Annotated in this window: 18 protein-coding genes; 10 read left to right on the top strand and 8 right to left on the bottom strand. The window is 40.7% G+C overall.

Going from position 1 to position 21066, the window contains the following annotated elements:
• The first annotated feature begins 252 nt into the window (after positions 1-252).
• The 3 genes from CWB85_RS17510 to CWB85_RS17500 all read left to right on the top strand — a co-directional run bounded on the left by CWB85_RS17510 (position 253) and on the right by CWB85_RS17500 (position 4491).
• Positions 253-1842, top strand: coding sequence for an alkaline phosphatase (locus CWB85_RS17510; protein WP_138555574.1), 1590 nt, complete (start codon positions 253-255; stop codon positions 1840-1842).
• Positions 1843-1853: 11 nt separating this feature from the next.
• Positions 1854-3644, top strand: a complete 1791-nt coding sequence (locus CWB85_RS17505) for an alkaline phosphatase (RefSeq protein ID WP_138555573.1) — start codon at positions 1854-1856, stop codon at positions 3642-3644.
• 133 nt (positions 3645-3777) lie between these two features.
• Entirely contained in the window at positions 3778-4491 is a 714-nt protein-coding gene (locus CWB85_RS17500; protein WP_171039032.1) for a hypothetical protein, read from the top strand.
• A gap of 44 nt (positions 4492-4535) precedes the next feature.
• Here the strand turns inward: CWB85_RS17500 and CWB85_RS17495 are convergent, their stop codons facing one another.
• Entirely contained in the window at positions 4536-6602 is a 2067-nt protein-coding gene (locus tag CWB85_RS17495) for a TonB-dependent receptor (RefSeq protein ID WP_138555571.1), read from the bottom strand.
• A gap of 219 nt (positions 6603-6821) precedes the next feature.
• Here CWB85_RS17495 and CWB85_RS17490 point away from each other — a divergent pair, with 219 nt between their 5' ends.
• The gene (locus tag CWB85_RS17490; protein ID WP_138555570.1) at positions 6822-7625 is read left to right on the top strand and encodes a VOC family protein; all 804 of its coding nucleotides are present in this window, start codon (positions 6822-6824) and stop codon (positions 7623-7625) included.
• Here CWB85_RS17490 and CWB85_RS17485 read toward each other — a convergent pair.
• Positions 7602-8384, bottom strand: a complete 783-nt coding sequence (locus tag CWB85_RS17485) for a transporter substrate-binding domain-containing protein (protein ID WP_016709604.1) — start codon at positions 8382-8384, stop codon at positions 7602-7604. The genes CWB85_RS17490 and CWB85_RS17485 overlap by 24 nt on opposite strands.
• A 150-nt stretch (positions 8385-8534) precedes the next feature.
• On the opposite strand from CWB85_RS17485, the gene CWB85_RS17480 reads away from it, so the two are divergent.
• The 4 genes from CWB85_RS17480 to CWB85_RS17465 all read left to right on the top strand — a co-directional run bounded on the left by CWB85_RS17480 (position 8535) and on the right by CWB85_RS17465 (position 14044).
• Positions 8535-9200 carry an SDR family oxidoreductase gene (locus CWB85_RS17480; protein WP_016709603.1) on the top strand — a complete coding sequence of 222 codons (666 nt, stop codon included), beginning with the start codon at positions 8535-8537 and terminating at the stop codon, positions 9198-9200.
• 304 nt (positions 9201-9504) lie between these two features.
• Positions 9505-9870 carry a hypothetical protein gene (locus CWB85_RS17475; RefSeq protein WP_138555569.1) on the top strand — a complete coding sequence of 122 codons (366 nt, stop codon included), beginning with the start codon at positions 9505-9507 and terminating at the stop codon, positions 9868-9870.
• A gap of 4 nt (positions 9871-9874) precedes the next feature.
• Entirely contained in the window at positions 9875-12208 is a 2334-nt protein-coding gene (locus tag CWB85_RS17470) for a fatty acid cis/trans isomerase (RefSeq protein ID WP_138555568.1), read from the top strand.
• 108 nt (positions 12209-12316) lie between these two features.
• Positions 12317-14044, top strand: a complete 1728-nt coding sequence (locus CWB85_RS17465) for a response regulator (protein WP_138555567.1) — start codon at positions 12317-12319, stop codon at positions 14042-14044.
• A 6-nt stretch (positions 14045-14050) separates the two neighbouring features.
• Here the strand turns inward: CWB85_RS17465 and CWB85_RS17460 are convergent, their stop codons facing one another.
• Positions 14051-14668, bottom strand: coding sequence for a toast rack family protein (locus CWB85_RS17460; protein ID WP_138555566.1), 618 nt, complete (start codon positions 14666-14668; stop codon positions 14051-14053).
• 151 nt (positions 14669-14819) lie between these two features.
• Here CWB85_RS17460 and CWB85_RS17455 point away from each other — a divergent pair, with 151 nt between their 5' ends.
• Positions 14820-16265 carry an ATP-binding cassette domain-containing protein gene (locus tag CWB85_RS17455; protein WP_138555565.1) on the top strand — a complete coding sequence of 482 codons (1446 nt, stop codon included), beginning with the start codon at positions 14820-14822 and terminating at the stop codon, positions 16263-16265.
• A 375-nt stretch (positions 16266-16640) separates the two neighbouring features.
• Here the strand turns inward: CWB85_RS17455 and CWB85_RS17450 are convergent, their stop codons facing one another.
• Positions 16641-16934 carry a type II toxin-antitoxin system RelE/ParE family toxin gene (locus CWB85_RS17450; RefSeq protein ID WP_138555564.1) on the bottom strand — a complete coding sequence of 98 codons (294 nt, stop codon included), beginning with the start codon at positions 16932-16934 and terminating at the stop codon, positions 16641-16643.
• Positions 16934-17173 carry a type II toxin-antitoxin system ParD family antitoxin gene (locus CWB85_RS17445; RefSeq protein ID WP_138555563.1) on the bottom strand — a complete coding sequence of 80 codons (240 nt, stop codon included), beginning with the start codon at positions 17171-17173 and terminating at the stop codon, positions 16934-16936. The genes CWB85_RS17450 and CWB85_RS17445 overlap by 1 nt, the downstream gene beginning before the upstream one ends.
• Before the next feature lie 304 nt (positions 17174-17477).
• Here CWB85_RS17445 and CWB85_RS17440 point away from each other — a divergent pair, with 304 nt between their 5' ends.
• Positions 17478-17786, top strand: a complete 309-nt coding sequence (locus tag CWB85_RS17440; protein ID WP_138555562.1) for a hypothetical protein — start codon at positions 17478-17480, stop codon at positions 17784-17786.
• Between the two features lie 225 nt (positions 17787-18011).
• On the opposite strand, the gene CWB85_RS17435 is transcribed toward CWB85_RS17440, so the two are convergent.
• Genes CWB85_RS17435 through CWB85_RS17425 form a run of 3 tightly spaced genes read right to left on the bottom strand, consistent with a single transcriptional unit; the run spans position 18012 to position 21024 of the window.
• Positions 18012-18890: a TraB/GumN family protein gene (locus CWB85_RS17435; protein ID WP_138555561.1), complete on the bottom strand. Its 879-nt coding sequence runs from the start codon at positions 18888-18890 to the stop codon at positions 18012-18014.
• A 45-nt stretch (positions 18891-18935) separates the two neighbouring features.
• Complete coding sequence (locus CWB85_RS17430; RefSeq protein WP_138555560.1) at positions 18936-20369, bottom strand: sensor histidine kinase; 1434 nt, start codon at positions 20367-20369, stop codon at positions 18936-18938.
• Entirely contained in the window at positions 20350-21024 is a 675-nt protein-coding gene (locus CWB85_RS17425; RefSeq protein ID WP_016709591.1) for a response regulator transcription factor, read from the bottom strand. The genes CWB85_RS17430 and CWB85_RS17425 overlap by 20 nt, the downstream gene beginning before the upstream one ends.
• Between the last annotated feature and the right edge of the window lie 42 nt (positions 21025-21066).

Raw genomic sequence — 21066 nt, 5'->3', positions numbered from 1 at the left:
ATTTTTTCTTTTATTTTTATTCTTTGATTTATTTTTTTTTTTTTTTTATATTTTAAAGTTTATAGCTGATAGCTGATAGCTGATAGCTGATAGCTTACCCATCGTAACGTTATGATATAACAAATTAAATTCAATCAAACCTTTCATTTTTATGTAATCTAAAGTCACTTTTTCAGTCACAAATTCTGCCTAGTATGATTGCTCTGATTATTACTAACTTTCTTGTTCATAACGTACTAACGGAATTTAAAAATGAAAATTAATAAAATTGCGACTGCAATTGGATTTACACTGGCATTGTCTGCGACGGCAAATGCCGGTGTATTACCAGATAATCAAACAAAAAATGATTGGTATAGCGCTGCACAAAGCAAAATAACGGCTAAGCAGGCAATGGCTACTACCGCACCCGCTACAAAAGCAAAAAACGTAATTCTATTCGTGGGCGATGGTATGGGTGTATCAACGCTCACCGCGGCGCGTATTCTTGCGGGTCAACAACAAGGCGCTTTAGGTGAAGAAGGCTTTTTGAGTTTTGAAGAGTTTCCATATTCTGCGCAAGTAAAAACCTATAACGTAGATGCGCAAACGCCAGATTCAGCAGGCACCATGACGGCTATTATTTCTGGTGTTAAAACGGATGTGGGTGTTATTGGTGTAAACGAAAATATAGAGCGCGGTAACTGTGCAACGGTAGCAGGTAATGAATTAATTACGGCTACTGAACTTGCTGAAATAAAAGGCTTAGCTACTGGAATCGTTTCTACTGCACGTATCACCCATGCGACACCGGCTGCAACCTATGCAAAGTCAGCCGATCGTAACTGGGAAGATATCTCAGATATGCCAGCAGATGCGGTTGCTGCAGGGTGTGAAGATATCGCCTCACAGTTAGTTAATTTTGAGAAGAATTTAGAAGCGCGTTTTGTTGGTGTTGATGTTGATGGTCTTGAAGTTGTAATGGGTGGTGGTCGTCGTCATTTCTTACCAAAAGATGCGGCGTTTAATTCTGTCGATGCGATGAGTGAGGTCGAAGGTGACCGCACTGATGAGCGTGACTTAACGGCGCAGTGGCAACAGCAATATCCTGAAGGTAAATATGTGGTTGATCAGGCTGGTTTTGACAGCTTAAGCACAGATACAACGCGTGCGTTGGCATTATTTAATGAATCTCACATGCAATATGAAGCAGACCGCAGCAATGATATTGCTGGCGAGCCTTCACTGACCGAGATGACGACTAAAGCCATAGATATCCTGAAAAATAATGAAAAAGGCTTCTTCTTAACGGTTGAATCAGGTCGTATCGATCACGCTCACCATGCGGGCAATGCTTATAACGCATTAAATGACACTATTGAGTTGGCCAATGCGGTTAAAGCTGCTGTAGAAAATACCGATCCAAGTGAAACACTTATCTTAGTGACTGCGGATCATAGTCATGTATTCACTATTGCCGGTTATCCAAAGCGTGGTAATCCAATTCTAGGGCAAGTAGTTGCTGTTGGTAGCGACACGGCAACGCTTGCAGCTGATGGCATGCCATATACCACAGTTGGTTACGCAAATGGTTTAGGCTTTAGAGATTTAGGTGATGAAACTGATGCCGATGCGTCGTATTCAGAAGCGGCCGTTGCAGGGCGTGTAGATTTGAGTGGTGTAGATACTTTAGCTGCTGGTTTTCATCAAGAGGCCACAGTGCCAATGGGCTCAGAAACCCATGCTGGTGAAGATATTTCATTACACGCAATGGGACCAGGCGCGCAGTTAGCACAAGGTGTGGTGGAGCAAAATGTAATTTTCCACATAATCAATCAAGCGCTCGAACTAATAGAAGAATAATGGTGATGACAATGAAAAAATTAAATTTAATATCTCTTGCCGTGGTTGTTGCATTAGCAGGTTGTTCTGATGACGATGATAAAATTGATTCACTGACTGTGGAAAACGCAATTACTGTGGGCTCTGAGCAATGTATCAATGGTGGCATTGAAACCTTAACGGGTGAAGACACCAATCAAAATGGTGAACTTGATGCGGATGAAGTCACTGCGACATCTGTTGTATGTAATGACCCTGCAACGTCATTAAATGCACAGCAGCTAGCGCCGCTTACAACAAATACTTGGTTTAAAGAAGCCAAAACTAAACTCGCTACTAGCCAAGATAATATAGCTAATATTATTACAGAATCAGGTAAAGCGAAGAATGTGATTCTGTTTGTTGGTGATGGCATGGGTATTTCGACAGTCACCGCAGCGCGTATTTTAGCGGGTCAGTTACAAGGAAAAATGGGTGAAGAACACCAGCTAAGTTTTGAAACACTCCCATTTTCAGGTTTTGCTAAAACTTACAATGTAGACGCACAAACACCTGACTCTGCGGGTACTATGACAGCAATGGTTTCGGGTGTAAAAACAGATGTCGGTGTTGTTGGTATTGATGAAGCAGTGGTTAACGGCAATTGTTTGTCAGGTAAAGGTCATGAACTTATTACTTCATTAGAGCTGGCTGAAATTGCGGGTAAATCAACCGGTATTATTTCAACTGCGCGTATTACTCATGCCACACCAGCTGCAGCTTATGCTAAAGCGGCTAACCGTAATTGGGAAGATATCTCCGATATGCCTGAGTCTGAGGCTGCAAATTGTGAAGATATCGCTTCGCAACTGGTTAATTTTGAAAAGAATTTGGAAACACGTTTTGCTGGTGTCGACGTTGATGGTATCGAAGTGGTAATGGGCGGCGGTCGTCGTCACTTCTTACCTAAAGATGCGTCATTTAATTCAGCCGATGCAGTAAGCTCAGTAGAAGGTGATCGTACTGATGGGCGAGATTTAACGGCAGAGTGGCAGGCTAAATATCCAAATGGTCAATACGTAATGGACCAAGCGAGCTTTGACGCGATTGATGTGGTAAATACTAAGCAAGTGTTTGGTTTATTTAATGAATCCCACATGCAATATGAAGCAGACCGCAGTAACGATATTGCCGGAGAGCCTTCTTTATCAGAAATGACAGCAAAAGCATTAGACGTATTAGATAATAACGACAAAGGCTTTTTCTTAACTGTAGAAGCAGGGCGAATTGACCATGCTCACCATGCGGGTAATGCTTACAATGCGTTAAACGATACAATTGAGTTGTCAAAAGCGGTGCAAGTTGCACTTGATAAAACCAGTATTGAAGATACATTAATTATTGTTACAGCTGATCACAGCCATGTATTTACCATTGCAGGTTACCCTAAACGTGGTAATCCAATTTTAGGTAAAGTAGTTGCTGTGGGTGAAACTGAGCCAAGCCTTGCGGCAGACAACATGCCGTACACCACAGTTGGTTATACCAATGGGGGTGGATTTAGAGATTTAGGTGAGGAAACCGATGCAGATGCAGGCTATAACTTTGCTCCTGTTACGGGTCGTGTTGATTTAACTGATATTAATACACAAAGCCCAGGCTTCCACCAAGAAGCGTTAGTCCCGCTTTCATCTGAAACCCATGCAGGTGAAGATGTAGGGGTTTATGCTCGCGGCCCAGGTGCCCACCTTGTTACTGGTACTAATGAACAAAGCTTTATTTTTCATGTTATGGATTACGCTGCTGATTTAGTGCAACAAGCTGATGACAAAGTGGCTAATTAAATGACAGCGGCTAACTAAGAGCACAACACTGTTAGATTATAAGAGCAACTCGTAGATGAGTTGCTCTTTGTCATTAATTTGCCAAATAAACACTTTACAGTGCTCCTCAGTATTAGATAAAAAAGAGAAATCAGTGAAAAAACTCATCGCATCGTTAGCATTCATAACTCCATTGGCCAGTGCCGCACAATGCGACCTTGATAGCCAATATGTACAAGCACACTATCAGGTTAGCAATCAGCAGACGACAACCAATGCGCTTACAAAGGATCAACAATTTACATTGTGGCGAACGCCGCATCAAGTTGCCGAGCAAGGCCATGAATTAGTTGAAGTATGGCAGCAGTTACGTAATCAACAGATCAGGCCTATTCGATATTTCCAAGCACAACAGCGTGGTATTGAATATCAGCCAACAGAGGTGCACGGCCAGCAAGATTGGAGTACTAAGTATCAATTAGTGAGTGATAACTTTATTGCCAAAATGACGCTAACCAATGAGCAAGGTGAAGGGTGTGAGCGTCTGCAAAATTATCAGTTAGTACAAGGTGATACTAAGATTGAACTGGCATGGTTGGTAAATAAAAAGCTGATAAGTTCAATGCGTATTAGCAAGCCACAGTTAACGCAAACATTAAGCTTAGTGTCGGTACGTTTTGATAAAGCTGACGTGTTACAACAGTTTGCCAATTGGGATAGTTACCAAACGACTGATTACGCCGATATTGGTGATAATGAGAGCGACCCATTCTTAGCTAAAATGATTAACCTAGGTTTTATTGAGCATGGTGCGTCAGGTTTTTATGATGCTAACGGTAAAGCACTGAGTGGTGGGCATAGTCATTAAAAAGAGCGCCGAAGCGCTCTTACTAATCAATAACTCATTTACAGTTAGAAACCAAAGCTCCAATTTACACTGGCCACTCGGCCAGTACCCGCAAAGTAACGGGTCGCAGCAGGGTTAGTTTGGCCGTAATAAGTGATATAAAACTCATCGGTTAAATTATCAATACCTAAGCTAAATGCGCCGTATTGCTGAGTTTGATAGTTCACTGATAAATCAACAGTGGTATAACCTTCAAACTCACCACCGGTGTTATAATCACGGTCAAATAATTTGTTAGCTTGTAGACGACTGTTGATACTATTTGTCCACTGTTGCTGCCAAAATACATTCAGACGCGTTGGTGAAATATTACTGCCGCCTAAGTCACTTTCTACAACATTGTCACCATCACCATCATATTGCCCTTCGGTATCTGCATAATTAGCACCAAAGGTCGTATCGTCATTGAAGAAGTATTGTAAGTTTGCTTCTATACCCGATATTTCGGTACGTTCACGTTGTACACTGTAAATACCATCGGCATCTGCTTGTAAACGAGAGCCTAAATCAGAGTCTGATTCAAAATAGCTGGCTTTAAAGCTAAACAAGTCATTGTTATATTCAAGGCCTACTTCACGATTGTCAGAGATCACCGGTTCTAAGTTTAAAAAGCTTTCAACAGATAGCCCAGGCTGATTAATACCACGTAGTACTCGACCCACATCAGCCATACTAAAGCCTTCGCTGTAGCTGGCGTAAAAGCGTAGATCATCCGTCATTTGATATACGACACCCACATTACCGAGTAATTCGTTAAAGCTTGGCTCGCCACCTTCAACAAAGGTACTGCCGTAAGAGGCAAGGGTAGTGAAATCATCAACTTTTAGCTTACCGTATTCGTAGCGAGCGCCCACGTTGAAGGTCCAATCTTCAAGGCCATCAAAACGTAATTGTGCAAAAGGAGCAGCATTATTAAATTTTGTTTCTGGAACCCAGTTACGGCCGGTTTGTGCAAGCTCTTGGTAGGTCTCATCGCTTAATAAGTCAAGTCCGGTGACTAAATCAAAGTCGCTGCCAGCAAGGTTATTTTTGGCATAAGTTAGGCGGCTACCGAACTTTTGTGACTTGTTTTGAGATTGATCAAAAATGTCATCACCATAGTTGGGATCTTGAAACGTTGCAAAGTTGCCACCGCCATACATAGCAGCAAAGTCTTGCATAAAGAGTTGAAGCGACAAACTGCCGCCAGCGAGGTTGTTGTGCACATAATCAACCGTGGCTGTCGTAACTCTGTTACGAGGGGTTGCACCTTCAACATCACCTTTTTCTGCGCCCGTTGGGATCCCAGTTGTTACATCACCATCGGTTGCAATATAGTCGCCATTACCTTCAATTTTGTAATGGTTGAGCATCACTTGTAGGCTTTGCTCACTATCTAATTGGTATTTCGCTTTAAAGAATAGGTCCAAACTGGTTGAATCTTGGGTGTCGCCTTGGGTACCATCGAGACCGACTAAATTGCCATTGCCATCACGGTACATACCTGTACTACGTGCTGATACGCCTGCAACGATACTTAAATCATCTTTTTCCTGACTGAACAAATAGCTGGCTTTATAACTTTGGCTATCACTACCGCCAGTTGTTGGCGCGCTAAAACCAGCGGTTACTTGATGATTATTGTCGCCCGGTGTTTTGGTAATAATATTAATAATACCGCCACTTGCGCCCATACCTTGAATCGCATTGGCACCGCTGATCACTTCAATGCGCTCGATCATGGCAGGATCAATGGTATTGCCATCACGAGAACCATTACGTAATGGATTTGATTGTGGCACGCCATCGATCATATAAAGTGGTTCTCGACCACGCAGTGTTTCACCTGCACTGGTCATTTTTTGTCGACTTGGTGAAAAGCTCGGTAATAAGTTACCCAGAATCTGCGATAGATCTTGGGTGTGAGCCAATTGCTTTGCAATGTCTTCTGCGCTAATCACGTTAATTGTCGCTGGTACAGTGCTCACAGGAGCTGTACTACGAGTGGTTGATATTGTGATCTGTTCAATATCGGCTTGAGAATTAGCGAATGCAGCTAAAGGAGTTAGTAAAAACGGTAAGTAATATTTCATGGACACAATACAATCACTATTTGTTATGGTAGTAAAAATTGTTCGTATTTATACATTTATTTAGCTCTATTAGCAATATATTCAGCTCGAATTACCAGCAACTATTGCTATTAATGAAATTAATAGCTGTGTTAGTACTGGCTATGTCATAAATAAAATTGGCGAAAATGGCATTCCTCTTTTAATTTTAATAGACGTATTTTTTAAGGCGAATAAAGCATGAGTGAAACAAAAGTAAATCATCCCCATGGGATTTTTTGTTGGTCTGAGTTATGTACAACTGATTGGAAAAATGGCAAAGCTTTTTATACTGAGTTATTTTCTTGGGCGGCAGATGACCAACCGATTGGTGATGATCTTTATTACACTATGTTACAAAAGCAAGGCGATGATATAGCCGCTATGTATCAAATGTCATTAGAGCAAAAAACCGCAGCCACACCGAGCCATTGGCTAGCTTATATTGCGGTAGATAATATTGATGAAGTAGCTGCCAAAGCCACAAAATTAGGTGCTGATATCATTGCTGGCCCGCATGATGTGATGGACGCTGGGCGCATGGTGTTACTGAATGAGCCTGGTGGCGCACTGTTTGCGCTATGGCAAGCTAATGAGCATAAAGGCTGTAAGCGCTTAGGGGAGCTAAACACTCCGTATTGGCATGAGTTAGCAACACGTAATAGCGCTGCAAGCCGTGATTTTTATTGCCAATTATTGGGCTGGAAATGCGTCGAAAAACCAATGGAAGGTATGAGTTACACATTATTCACCATCGCCGATCAACCTGTTGCTGGAATGCTAGAAATGACAGAAGAGTGGCCAGCTGACATTCCTGCTCATTGGATGATTTATTTTGCGGTAGATGATTGTGATAATTACGCTGCCACCGCGCAGCAACTTGGTGGTGAAGTGTGTGTACCGCCAACTGATATTCCTGAAGTAGGGCGTTTTAGTGTAATCACCGATCCGCAAGGTGCGGTGTTTTCGATCATGACATCGTCAATTCATGATATTCAAGATTAACCCATCGTCAATAGAGCTGTTTAACTGTATTGGTGGCAGCTCAATGATTTTGCCATTGCAGTGTGTAAACTCATTAGCAATCTCATTCAATATAACAGTAATTTCACCACTTGCTTTTAGCTTCGAAATTGACTGTTCAAGTGGTGCTAAAAGCGCTTGGTGGCGTTTGTGAATAAAGTGATGAAGAGGAAATGATTGCCCTAGAATTTCTCGGATATAGACTTGCTCTAACCCGGATTCACATAAAGTGCCTTTAGGAAATAAGCTATTACCAATGATGGCATGAGCACGTTGTTTTTTTAATGCGATAAAGGCTGATTTATCATTGATCACGGTATTACAGCTTAATAACTTGGATTCACACAGTGCTTCGGTAAATAAAGTCCCCGAAATAGTTAAAAACCCTTGATTGACATCTAGCTGGCAGAATGATTCTTCAATACAAAAAAGTACAATTTTAAGTTCAGCGAGAGGAGTCGGTATCATTAATAGTGATTTATATTGATTGCCAATAATAGTAAATCGTCCAGCTTCGGCATCATATAATCCGGCATTTACTTGCTCAAGCCCTCGCTTGCTTGGTAAAAAAATGTAGTGTGGCGTTATATCTAAAGGTGCATAAATTTTATTAAATAGCGTTTCAATTTGAGCTTGACCTAACTGATAAGACGCACTTTCTGACACATTAATAGTGTAATTATTAGCAGCGCTGGCTGTTGTAAATAAGCTAACAAAAAATATCAATAAAACTTTATACATAATGAGCGTGATGAAAGGGTGGTGTATTTAACATAGCATAGAACGAAAGGCTTGCAGTTGTAGTTTCAGTTTTATATTTAGTTCTTGTATTTTGTGGAATTACCCCAAGTAATTAGAACAGGTTAAATTAACAGCAATATGGAGAAATTGATGACAAAGCACGTGGTAATTACTGGCGCAAATCGTGGCATCGGCCTTAATTTATGTCAGCAATATTTAGCAAAAGGCTACCAAGTTACGGCTGTGGTACGTACACCAAGCGATGAACTTAAAGAGTTAGACGTTACAGTGATCAGCAATATCGATGTTGCTAACGCTGCTGATATTGACACCCTAGAAAGCCAATTGCATGGTCATAAGATCGACTTACTCATTAACAATGCTGGTATTTTCCATAATGAAAGTATGGCAGAAATGGATTTTGATACGCTCAATCAACAAATTGCAGTCAATGCGGTAGCACCGATCCGCGTGACTCATGCTTTGATCCATAGTTTAGGTGTTGATGCTAAAGTCGCCATGATCACCTCTCGTATGGGGTCAATTGCTGATAATGGCTCTGGAGGCTATATTGGTTATCGCATGTCAAAAGCTGCACTGAATGCGGCCTCAGTGAGTTTAGCTCATGAATTAAAAAGTAAAAAAATTGCTGTTGGGTTATTTCATCCAGGTTTTGTGCAAACGCAAATGGTTAATTTTGCAGGCGATATCTCGCCAGAATTATCAGCACAGCGCTTAATACAACGCATAGATGAACTAAGCTTGAGTAATACGGGTGGTTTTTGGCATTCAAATGGTGAAACCCTACCTTGGTAAATTTGCCAAACAGCACTTCTATATTTCAACAGTTGGTGAGTAATACCAATTCGCAATAATAAAATCATTTTGAGGGATTAAACCTGACGCTAACGGCGTTAAAAATTTCTGATTTATAGCAACTAAATAACGAAATTTTTGCCTTGTTATCGACGAGGTTTGCTTGCCTCAAAATTGACTCCTTAATTAAGCGAATTGCTATAAAACTCCACTAACTGTTGAAATCTTTCGCTAATTTTTAATACTATTATTTGCTATAATCGCTCTATTAAAAGCCAGAACAGTCGTATTTAGAGAGCAGCACATGGAATTAGAGCAAGATAGCAGTTTAACCTTACCGTTATTTCTTTTTGATGAAACCTTAAATGAGCGAGATTTAGAGGCACCAGATCTGTTGATCAGTGTACTTTTAGATGACGACTTACTTACTCAGCTTTGTCAAAACCCTACGCCTGATAGTAGCGTTGCAATTACTATTGCAGATTACTTGGTCGAAGCGCATAACCCTGCTTTTAGTGAGCTAGTTTCACAGGCACATCATGCACAGTTGACTTTAAGCCACGGGCCTTTATTAAGTGCAGTGCTAGATACTCAGTCAGATCACACATTTGTGTCACCGCAAATGGATATGATGCCGACCTTTGATTTAGGTGATGATGAGGACGAATAAAGCGATGAAAAAGCCTTTTTTATTAAGCATGTTGTTTATTGTGCTAAGTGGCTGCGCTTATTTAGGTGCAGCTCATTACGATGAGCTTTTTGGCCCAGAGCAAACGCAGCAACGTATTGTTGCTCATAACACGGGCAGTGGCGCTGAATTTTTACAGCATGTACAACCTGTACTTGAAAGCCGTTGTGTGGTGTGTCACGGTTGCTATGATGCGCCATGTCAGTTAAAACTATCATCGCCAGAAGGGATCGACCGTGGCTTAAGTAAAGAGCTTGTGTATGACGGCACCCGTTTGTTAGCGTCAACACCGAGCCGCTTACTGTTTGATGCGACACAAACCAGTCAATGGCGAGAAAAAGGTTTTGCCCCAGTGCTCAATGAGCGAGAGCAATCAGAACAAGCTAATCTTGCAGGCAGCGTGTTATATAACAGTCTTGTGCTGAAAATGAGTTCTCCTTTACCGGAAGAAGGTGTGCTTGATGATGAGTTTGATTTTTCACTAGATCGTTCCCAAAGTTGCGCTTCGATAGGGGAGTTTGACCGTTTGGCTGATAGCCAGCCGCATGCGGGGATGCCTTACGGATTACCGGGTATTTCACGAACTGAATTTAAGCACTTAGAGAATTGGCTTAAAAACGGTGGTAAAATGGCGCATATTAAACCGCCAAGTAAAACCGTGCTTGCACAGGCTCAGCGTTGGGAAAGCTTTTTAAATCAAGATGGTTTAAAGCACCAGTTAGCTGCGCGCTATATCTTTGAACATTGGTATTTGGCGCATATTTACTTTGCACAAGATGGCGAAAAAAGCTTCTTTAAACTAGTGCGTTCAACGACCCCGCCAGGGCAAGATATTGTATTGGTCAATACGCGTCGTCCATACGATGATCCTAAGGTAGAGCGAGTGTATTACCGTTTGATGCATGATAGATCAACTATTTTGGCCAAAACACACTTACCACTTGCCTTGGATGATACAAAGTTAGCACGTTTGTATCATCAGTTTATTGAACCTGATTACAAAGTTGAAAAAATGCCGAGTTATACGGCTGACGTAGCATCGAATCCATTTAAATCCTTTGCGGCAATCCCTACTAAATCTAAGTATCAATTTATGCTTGATGAAGCTGAGTTGATTATTATGGGCTTTATCAAGGGGCCAGTATGTCGTGGTCAAATTGCTTTAAATGTTATTAACGACCATTTTTGGGTGGCGTTTGCAGATCCAGATAAGGCTGCAACACCAGAAGTGGGGCAAATGCTAATGCAACATGAAGATGCACTGGCGCTACCTGCCGCCGAAGAAAGTAATGCTTTACCAATTTCAAGTTGGGTAAAATACTCACAGCGACAAAGTGCTTACCTTGAAGCAAAAGTAAAACTGGCAAATAGCATGTTCAAAAATGGCGAAAACCTTACTACCGACGTGTTATGGCGTGGTGAAGGGGTTAATGATAATGCCGCATTGACTATATTTCGCCATTTCGATAGTGCGACTGTAGTTAAAGGCTTTATAGGTCAAGAGCCGAAAACCATGTGGGTACTAGATTATGCATTATTCGAACGTATTCACTATTTGCTGGTGGCGGGGTTTGATGTGTATGGCAATATAGGCCATCAGCTCATTACGCGTTTGTACATGGATTTCCTCCGTCTTGAGGGCGAGCAAAACTTTTTAGCTCTGCTACCACAACAACAGCGTAAACAGCTCAAAGCAAACTGGTATCGTAAATCGCCAACAAGTCTTACTGAATTTTTTAAAAGCGGTGAGAGCTTTAGCCAACCAACTGGGGTGGAGTATCAAACTCAAGATCAACAACACGAGTTGTATGGGTTAATTAAGCAAACTTTAAAACCAGTGCTTAGCCCTCGCTATGACTATAAACAGGTTCCAGAGCCGTTACAGCAGTTAAATAACATGCCCGCCAAGGCCGTTAATCTACTGCCACAAATCTCTTATATTTTAGTCAAAGATGGTGATAAAGAGCATCAAGCGTATACCTTGATCCACCACAATGCTCACTATAATATTTCGAGCTTATTAAACGAAGAAGGGCAGCGAGCTTACGCAGAGGACACAGTCACAATCGTGCCAGGTTTTATTGGTGATTACCCTGAAGCTATTTGGTATTTGAACAATCCGCAACAGGTTGCATCTTTTGCGGAGCAGTTACCAATGATGCAGGTTGAGGCCGATTATAGGGCACTGAAGAGCCAATTTGCTATTCGCCGTACCCACCCGCAGTTTTGGCAATACAGCGATATTTTGCACCGGGTTGCTCAGCAATACCGTGGCGTAGAATACGGCTTATTTGATTATAATCGTTTAGAAAATAGGTAGTAAATAAAGCTGGTAGAACCAAGCTCAGATTAAAATGGGCTTGATTCTATTAGTGCACAGTGTCAGATTATTAGGCTTGGGTTACACTTAACAGAAAAAGAGCCTCTTATGATTCAAATCATTGCTAATATTCGCTCTCGCTACCGTTGGGCATTATTAGCGATTGCCATCCTCAGTACTGCAACCGCACTGTTAATTCAGTATATGCTGTTTGTGCAAAAAGACGACGCGCATATTATTAACGTAGTGGGTAAGCAGCGTATGTTATCGCAAAAAATAGCGTGGCATAGTAATGCACTAATAACAGAAACAGGCTTAGATACGCCGTTGCATCTTGCAGTTTTAGAGCAAGCAATTGCAGAGTTTACTGCGGGCCATGCACTTTTAGTACAACAGCAAGCAAATGGTGGTTATACGTATTTAAACGATGAGCTCGTTAGTTATTATTTTTCTCCACCAGTAAACCTTGCGCAAAGCGCCCAAGCATATTTAGATAAAGCGCAATTAATAGTAAATAATCGTAATGCCAGAACAGTAGATCAGTTATTTCATGTAGCGGATAGCGAAGCATTGCTGAAAGATCTGGATGGAGCAGTTACTTTATTTGAGCAGCACGCACAACAGAAGTCACAACTATTATCCTACCTAGAATTAAGCTTTTGGTTTACCACATTGGCTTTATTACTTATTGAGTTGAAATTTATCTTTCGGCCAATGGAGCACTTAGTTGCAGCGACGATCAATAAGTATCAACAACAAAAAGCGCAAGTAGAACAGATCAGCCATTACAAAGAACGTTTTATTGCACGGGCAAGTCATGAGTTTAGGACGCCATTACAAGGGCTTGTTAATTCGATTGAGCAACTACAGCTACCAGCAAACCAACAACAAGTGCAAAAGCAAGCTAAGTATTGTGCTAGTAGGATTGTTACTATGTTGGATGAGCTGCACGAATTACAACAATTTAATGCAGGCCAGTGGCAACTAAAGCCAGTTATGCAAAACTTACTGACGAGCCTTGAATCCGTAATCACTCCATTTAACTATGCATGTGAGACTAAAAATCTACAACTTGAAGTAAACTTAAGTGCCGACTTAAATCAAAATGTCATGCTAGATCATAAGCGTTTACAGCAAGTGATCACAGAACTATTAAGTAATGCGATTAAATATACCAGCAAGGGTTTAATTGCAATATCAGTAAACTATCGGGACGGTCAATTGCACATTGCGGTGACGGATAGCGGAGCTGGGTTTGCACAAAATTACCCTTATTTAAATGTAGATAGCGCAGATAGCGACAATAACTTTCAAGGCTTACAAACAGGTTTAGTACGCGTTCAGCATATTATTAGTGCTATGCAAGGGGGAATTGAATTTAAGGATCTATCGCCTCATGGCGCAAAAGTTAAGATCCGCATGCCACTGGCTGAATTAGAATCAACAGCAGAGCCCGCGTTATTACCGGCATCGTTAAATTGTTTAGTAGTGGAAGATAATTTACTAAATGCGACGATTTTATCGCGTATTTTAAGCAACTTTAACTACAGTGTAATAACGGCTGAAAACGGTCTAATTGCAACAGAAAAAGTCACTGAGAATAGCTTTGATGTGATTTTTATGGATTTAAATATGCCAGTGATGGATGGTTTTCAAGCAATTGATATAATTCGCCAAGAGCTTCATTCAATGACCCCAATTATAGTTGTTACAGCTAATACTGCTGCCAGCGATTTAGAACGTACGTATGATTTAGGCGCGAACGCTCATGTGTATAAACCATTTGGAGTGAGTGAGATTGAAAAAGCCCTTATACATGTCTTTGATAAGGGCTGATTGCTGCTAGTGGCGAACTTTGATATCGCCCACACCAACCACAACATTAATACTGTATTGGCCATCACCACGGTATTTACTGGTTGAACTCACCATTTTGCGGCTATGCTTAGCATCATTTTTCATTCCTGATACCTTGGTATCGCCAACGCCACTATCAAGGGTGATTGTTTGGTAATCATCTAATGCACTGCTGATCCTTACAGCCCCTACACCAACATCGATGTTAGCTGTGTTAGCAAAATCAGTGAGTTCAATATCGCCCACGCCTAACTCTATATCTATAGCCATGCTTGTAGGTAGGCTGACCAGCCAGTTTTGTTGTACTTCGTCATTTTCAATCGACAGGCTCAGCGTATCGTTATTTTGTTGATGCTTTAAAGTGATATCTTCCAGTGCCACATCATCGCTAAACCAGCTGTCATTTTTTGCTTTGAGTTCAATCGACACCGTAACGTGATGACCTTGGTGAGTGCTAAATTCTAAACTGCCAACCGGCACGTTGATTGCCAATGCTTGATTGGCCGTGACATCAAACGTCTGTTCAATTTTTTGCTCGGCATGGGCTGTAACACTGCTGGTTAATAATAGTGCGGCTAGGCTAAAGGTGCTAAGTATGTTCATTATTGCTACTCATTGTTGTTGGCTTTATAGATTAGACGTAAGCAAATTTAAAAAGGTTTAAACGGCGTGAATTTTATTCTATAGCCATGTTTATTAAAGTCATGTACTTTCAAACTAAGTAATTAACTACGGTGGGCTGATAGGAAGTACTGTGAAGTCAATTAAACTTAATAATGTAACGGCTAATCTAGGCGTCGATGAACACGTGAGCTTCGCGCTAAGTAACTTAACGTGGCAGGTTGATAGCCATCAGCATTGGGTGCTACTTGGTGGTAACGGAGCTGGTAAATCAGCCATTACTGCAGTCCTACTCGATCAGGCTAATATTGTCAGTGGTACACGACGTTGTGATTTTGAGCGTATGGAAATAGTCTCTTCAGACATGCAAAAGCAATTACTTGCCGCCGAGTTATTAGTTGACCAAGATGATATCACCGATGGTAAAACTGATCCTAAATTAGTGTCAGAATTAATTTATCAACAAGCAAGTGCAAACTTTGATGAGCAGTTATGTCAGCAGTTAATTACTGGGTTTGCTTTTGAGCCATTACTTAAGCAACGTTTACGCGCACTCTCCACAGGTGAAACACGCAAGCTGATGTTGATCAAAGCACTCAGTAATCGCCCTGAACTTATCGTGCTTGATGAACCCTTTGATGGCTTAGATGTTGAAAGTACTGAGCGATTAAATACCATATTGGCAGCGCTAAGCGAGAGTATGACCATGGTCTTTGTACTTAACCGTTTAGCTGAAATCCCAGCATTTATTAGTCATTATGGCTATGTAATTGCCGGTGAATTACAGTATCAGCTCGCAAACCCTGACGAAAAACAGCGCGATGACTTATTTAAACTATTACATTTAGCGCATACAGACTTAACCATTCCTGACAAAGATATGCAGCACAGCGCCCCTGCGTTTGATGATTCTGAATTAGTACGATTGCAAAATGCCAGCGTCAGTTATAGTGGCCAGATTATTTTTAGCAATTTAAATTGGACAATCAAAGCACAGCAACATTGGCAGTTAAGTGGTAAAAATGGCTCCGGCAAAACCTGCCTACTTAACTTAATCACCGGCGATAATCCGCAGTGTTACAACAATGATATCAAGGTATTTGGTTTTCAGCGTGGCAGTGGCGAAAGCATTTGGCAAATCAAACAATATATAGGCTATATTTCCAATGCCTTGCACATGGACTATCGCGTTAGTATCTGCGCACTCAACACCATAATATCGGGTTTTTACGACAGTATAGGCCTGTATCAAAAGCCAACACAACGCCAGCTTGACCTTGCCATGCAATGGTTAGCGCTATTGGGCTTAAGTGAATTTAAAAATACCCCATTTACTCAACTGTCTTACGGCGATCAACGCATGTTGTTAATTGCCCGTGCTATGGTAAAACACCCAACATTACTGATTTTAGACGAGCCATGCTTAGGGCTTGATGAAGCCAATCGACAGCGTGTTTTACTGCTAATCGAAAAAATATGCGCCGCAGGCAGTAGCACAGTAATTTATGTAAACCACCACGCCAAAGATAAAATAGCCGGTATTGAACACTACTTAGATATGGCAGATTTTAGCGGGTAGAGAAGGTGCTAGGGGTAGAGAAAGGTTCTAGAGACTAGGCGCTAGGAAAAACCAGAGCAGCTCGGCGTTAAGTTTATCACCGTAGATACAAGGTTGGGTTGAGTGCAACGAAACCCAACGACAAACCTAGCACATAGTAGGTCGTCATTTATGGCGACAGCTTTAGTTATTGTAATTGACGCGCTAAAGCACGACCTACGCCAACCTCAGGATCTAGTTGCCTAACCTCTTTGTGAGTAATTCACTTAAACACATTTTGTACAAAGAGAAGGGAATGAGCAGTAAATGATGGGGGCAAAATAGCAACTCGGCTATGTTTGAACCATCAATAACAATAAATTAAAAACAAGTGATTTTACAAGTTCGTTATATTTTTCAGATCGCGCGGTTAACATCCATACTTTTGTGTAATATTCTCACGATTAAAATTTGCCTTGTTTTATGTTCTTTATAATAAATTACGTGACTACCTTGCGGCCGTTTTCGATAACCTTCCCTTATGTAATCGCAATGAACTCCCAGCATAGGTTCGTCGGCTAATTGCTGGAAAGTACTATCTAACAGTTTTAAATAATCATTTCTTTGCGCTGTACCCCAAGTTAACTGAGTATATTTGGCTATTTTTATTAAATCGCTTTTGGCTTTTCCTGATAATTCGAATTGCGACATTAGTGGTTATCTTTGTCCAGCTCTAAAATCAAAGAATCATAAGAGTAATCTGCAACGCCACTGTTTTCACCGTCAATTAGCATATTGCGTAAATTCATTGTCTTTATTTCCTGATCTTCTAGGGCTCTTAAACCAGCACGTATTACTTCACTTGCTGAGCCATAACGACCTGAGTTAAGTTGCTGATTTATAAATTTATCGAAATGTTCGCCTAATGTTACGCTTGTATTCTTAGCCATAATGTAAAACTTTTTAAATACCAATATATACCGGATTATGGTATAAAAAATATATCAAGGCAATTAAATGGGCAAAAAAGCAGTTGGCTTTTTTCTCTTACCTTGCCAGTTCAGCCAGCTATTGTCTTGCCGCTTTTTTCAAGCTAGTTGTCGCCTTTTAAGCTCTTTGTGACTAATTATTTCTGTCAATAAGTATTGTTGAAAAGTATATTGTGTAAACTTGTCAGCTTTTTTGGTCATAATCTTAAATGAAAAAATCAACTGGATGTCATTTCATTTTAGAGTCTAGGGAGGTTAATTAACTATGGAATCTATAAGGATAGCCGTCGCGACGTTGGGATTTATCGCTGGCACTTTTTTGATAATGGGGATGCTAATTGTCCATTTTGACTGGACATACTTGTTTGCAGGGTTTGTCTTTTATCTTTTTACTTACCTTGTTTGGCCAAGCAAAAAACGCGGTAAGCGTGTTTCAGAAAGCTCTATAATTGACAAGCTTGAACTTATAGTTGAGTTCCCTATTGAGCTTATAATCTGGTTGCTTAGGATACTAGGGGGGTTATTGAGAGGCTTATTAGGCGGTAAAGGTGATGGAGCTGATATCGACTTCTAAAGGAAGCAGGCGGCCACTTTTATAATTTCAGTGTCCTTACGATATTAGCGCAGCAGCTACTTCTATATTCCTCTAAAGCGCAGCGTCTCTTAACCTTTTTGTGAATAACTTACTTAAATTTTTTTGCACAAAGAAAAAGGGAATGAGCAGTAAATGAGGGAGGACAATAAATTAGCCCGCTTGGCTATTGCTAGCCAAGCAGATGAAGTGTCTATTTGTGAGTCATTAAAGACGAGTTACTGTAAAACCTTGGTCTTTAAATTGTTTTAATAAACCGTGTTGCTCTGGTAAGTGTAGGGCGCCTACGGCGATAAATAACTTTTCTTTACCGATGCGTGGCGTGAGTTCTGTTACCCAATTATTGTTACGTTCAATCAGCATCACTTGTTCGCTGATCTCACCATAGTTACTGTCGTCAAAACTTTCATTGTAATACTTAGTTAGCGTGACCATGTCACCGTTTTTCCACGCATCCACTAAGGTAATAAAATAGGTTTCTACGTCGGCAAGTTGTTCAAACGTTTCTTCAATCATCTCATTGCTTAACAATGACATGTGGTTAAACATTTCCATTTGATATTCAAGGGTTTCTAACTCGCCCACTGCTATATTTTTATCTTTGGCGTAAGCAAGTACTTGCTTATCGATACCTGTTTGATCAGAAAATCCAGCATTTTGGAATTCCATTTGCATCATGGTTACCATTACCGCCCATGGGGCTAGATTATTAAACATCGCAATATCTATCGACTTTTTGCTGAAGTATTCTTTTAACTTAGCGTAGTTTTGCTCTGATAACTCACTTTGCAGGGTCTTACCATTTTTTAGCATCATAAACGGCATAGAGCGTCGTTGCATTTCCATTGGGCTAATTGCACTGATATCAACTTCAACAATTACTTTATCACTGGCATCAATGGCTTTAGTGACTTTCTCTGGTAGACCTTTCATGCTGGCATCGCCTACATGCACGGTGCCAAATAAATAGCTGTTAATACCGTTTTTCTCGATTTGCCAAAGGCCCGGTTCACTATGACTGGCAAAACTAATACACAGGAAAAGCGATAAAATAAAGTAACTGCTAATACGTTGGGTGAGGTTCATAATTGTCCTTATTAATAAATTACCGAGATAATATAAACTAATATTCTATCTAGGTAATGTTAAAATTAGTGCTAAGCGAGTATCCGGTTTATTTTTAGCGCTGATACTAAAGTGGTTTAAGTTGCATAAACTTTTTACTATCGATAACCCTAAACCGTGACGCTGGTTGTTCGTTCGTGAACTATCTAGTTGATAAAGCGGATCAAAAATCGCTTCTAGTTGTTGTTCACTTAATGGTTCTGTAAGGGGATTGCAGAGAGTAATAGTCGTTTTGTCTGCAAACTGCTCAACCCGTAAATTAACGCTTTGGCCAGGTACACCATAAAATAGTGCGTTATCGAGTAAGTTAGTCAAAATGGTATGCAAACAAAACTTATCTACTGTAACAAGCAGGTCCACGGCAATATCATGTTGTAATCGTTGTTCAATATCTGGGTGCTTAAACTGCAGTTCGTTACTGAGGTCATTTATAAATTCACTTAAATTGAGCTTTTCAAGGTTTAGTTCAATGGCGCTGCTACCAGCTCGTTGTAATAATAGAAGATTATTAACTATGGTTTTCATGCGCTGCGAAATGGCGAGTATATCGCTGGTGTAGGTGCTGGTTATGCGTTCATCGTTGGGGTAGCGCAATGCCACTTCAGAGAGGCTAATTAGCTCTGCAATAGGGGTTTTTAACTCATGAGCAATGTCACTAGTAAGGCGTTTTTCATTTTGATAGAGCTGCTGATTGGTGGTGATGAATTTATTGAGCTCATTACGAATAGGCTCTATCTCTTCTACCTTAAAGTCACTTTTAATGGTTTGTGAGGCGCCAGTGATATCGAGTTGTTTAATTTGTTCGTTTAAGTTATTCAGTGGATAGAGGCCACGATTGACGATGCGGGTAACTAAGTAGCGTACGCCAAATACTGTAATAATACAGGTAAGCAAAAATACGACATCAATAATGATTAACACTTTATTTAATGCTGAAGTTGGTGCTGCAATTGTTAATACCATAGTATTAAAATGACCACTATTACGTGCACTTTCGTCTTCTTGCTGAGCAATGAAGTGACTGATCATCGCTCGCCCTTCTTCACCATTTGGTAGAGTGTAATCAATAATTTTAAATTCATTAATCGGAATATCTATATTAGGTAAGTCGACGCCTGGATAGATCTGTAACGAGTCGGATTTTTCGAAGGTGTGTTGTTCGTGCCACAATTGATAAAACTCGCTGGCATTAGCTTGCTCGTATTCAGACATAAACTCACCGGCAAAATCAAACTCCAGTTTGCCCGCATGATCTTTTACTAAGGTTTTTAAGTAATTTGCTTTATTGGACAAGGATTGATTGAATTGATTCTCGACCCAAGAATCGACGCTTAAATCGACCGTTAAAAAAATAGTTACTAAGATCAATGAGATCACAGCGGTAATATTATTTACTAGTTTTCGTTTAATCGAATGAAGCTTAGTCTTGTGAGGCAACATAGCCGAACCCTCGTTTGTTCTTAATAGGGAGTTCCCCGCCAAGCTGGCGGACTTTTTTACGTATTGCAGAAATATGCGCTTCGAGGGCGTTTTTTGACAGTATATCAAATTGGCCGACAACAGCTTCACTGATCATTTCAAGCCCCAATACGCGGCCTTTTGCGCCAAATAAGCATTCAATAATTTTATACTCGTTGCGGGTTAGGTTTACAGGTTGCCCTTGATAATGCAGAGTTTTTAATCCTAAATCTAACACGCAATCACCAACACTTAAGGTATTTTGCTGGCTGTGCAGTTGACCCCGACGAGAAAGTGCCAGCACTCTGGCATGCAACTCTTCAAATGAGAAAGGTTTAGTTAAATAATCATCTGCACCAGTCATCAAGCCGTTTATTTTATCTTGCGCTTCTGAGCGGGCAGATAGAATAAGTACACGGGTTTGGCTAGAGGTACTGCGTAGTGCTTTAAGAATACTCATGCCATCTACACTTGGTAGCATTAGGTCGAGAATAATGAGATCATAATCGCCGCTGAGTGCCATGCTTAAGCCATGAGATCCATCCCCTGTACTATCAACAGTAAAACCAAGATTATTGAGGCCAACATCTAAGCTGCGTCTAAGTGGTTCAGAATCTTCTATTACCAGTATTTTCATTGTGTTAACTTTATAAACTGACGAATAAGCCTTACTACTTTA

Origin of the sequence: Pseudoalteromonas sp. S1727 (genome assembly GCF_005886375.1) — a bacterium.
Lineage (GTDB): Bacteria > Pseudomonadota > Gammaproteobacteria > Enterobacterales > Alteromonadaceae > Pseudoalteromonas > Pseudoalteromonas haloplanktis.
Note: the sequence above shows the minus strand (reverse complement) of the source record. Positions and strands in the feature narration are given on the sequence as shown.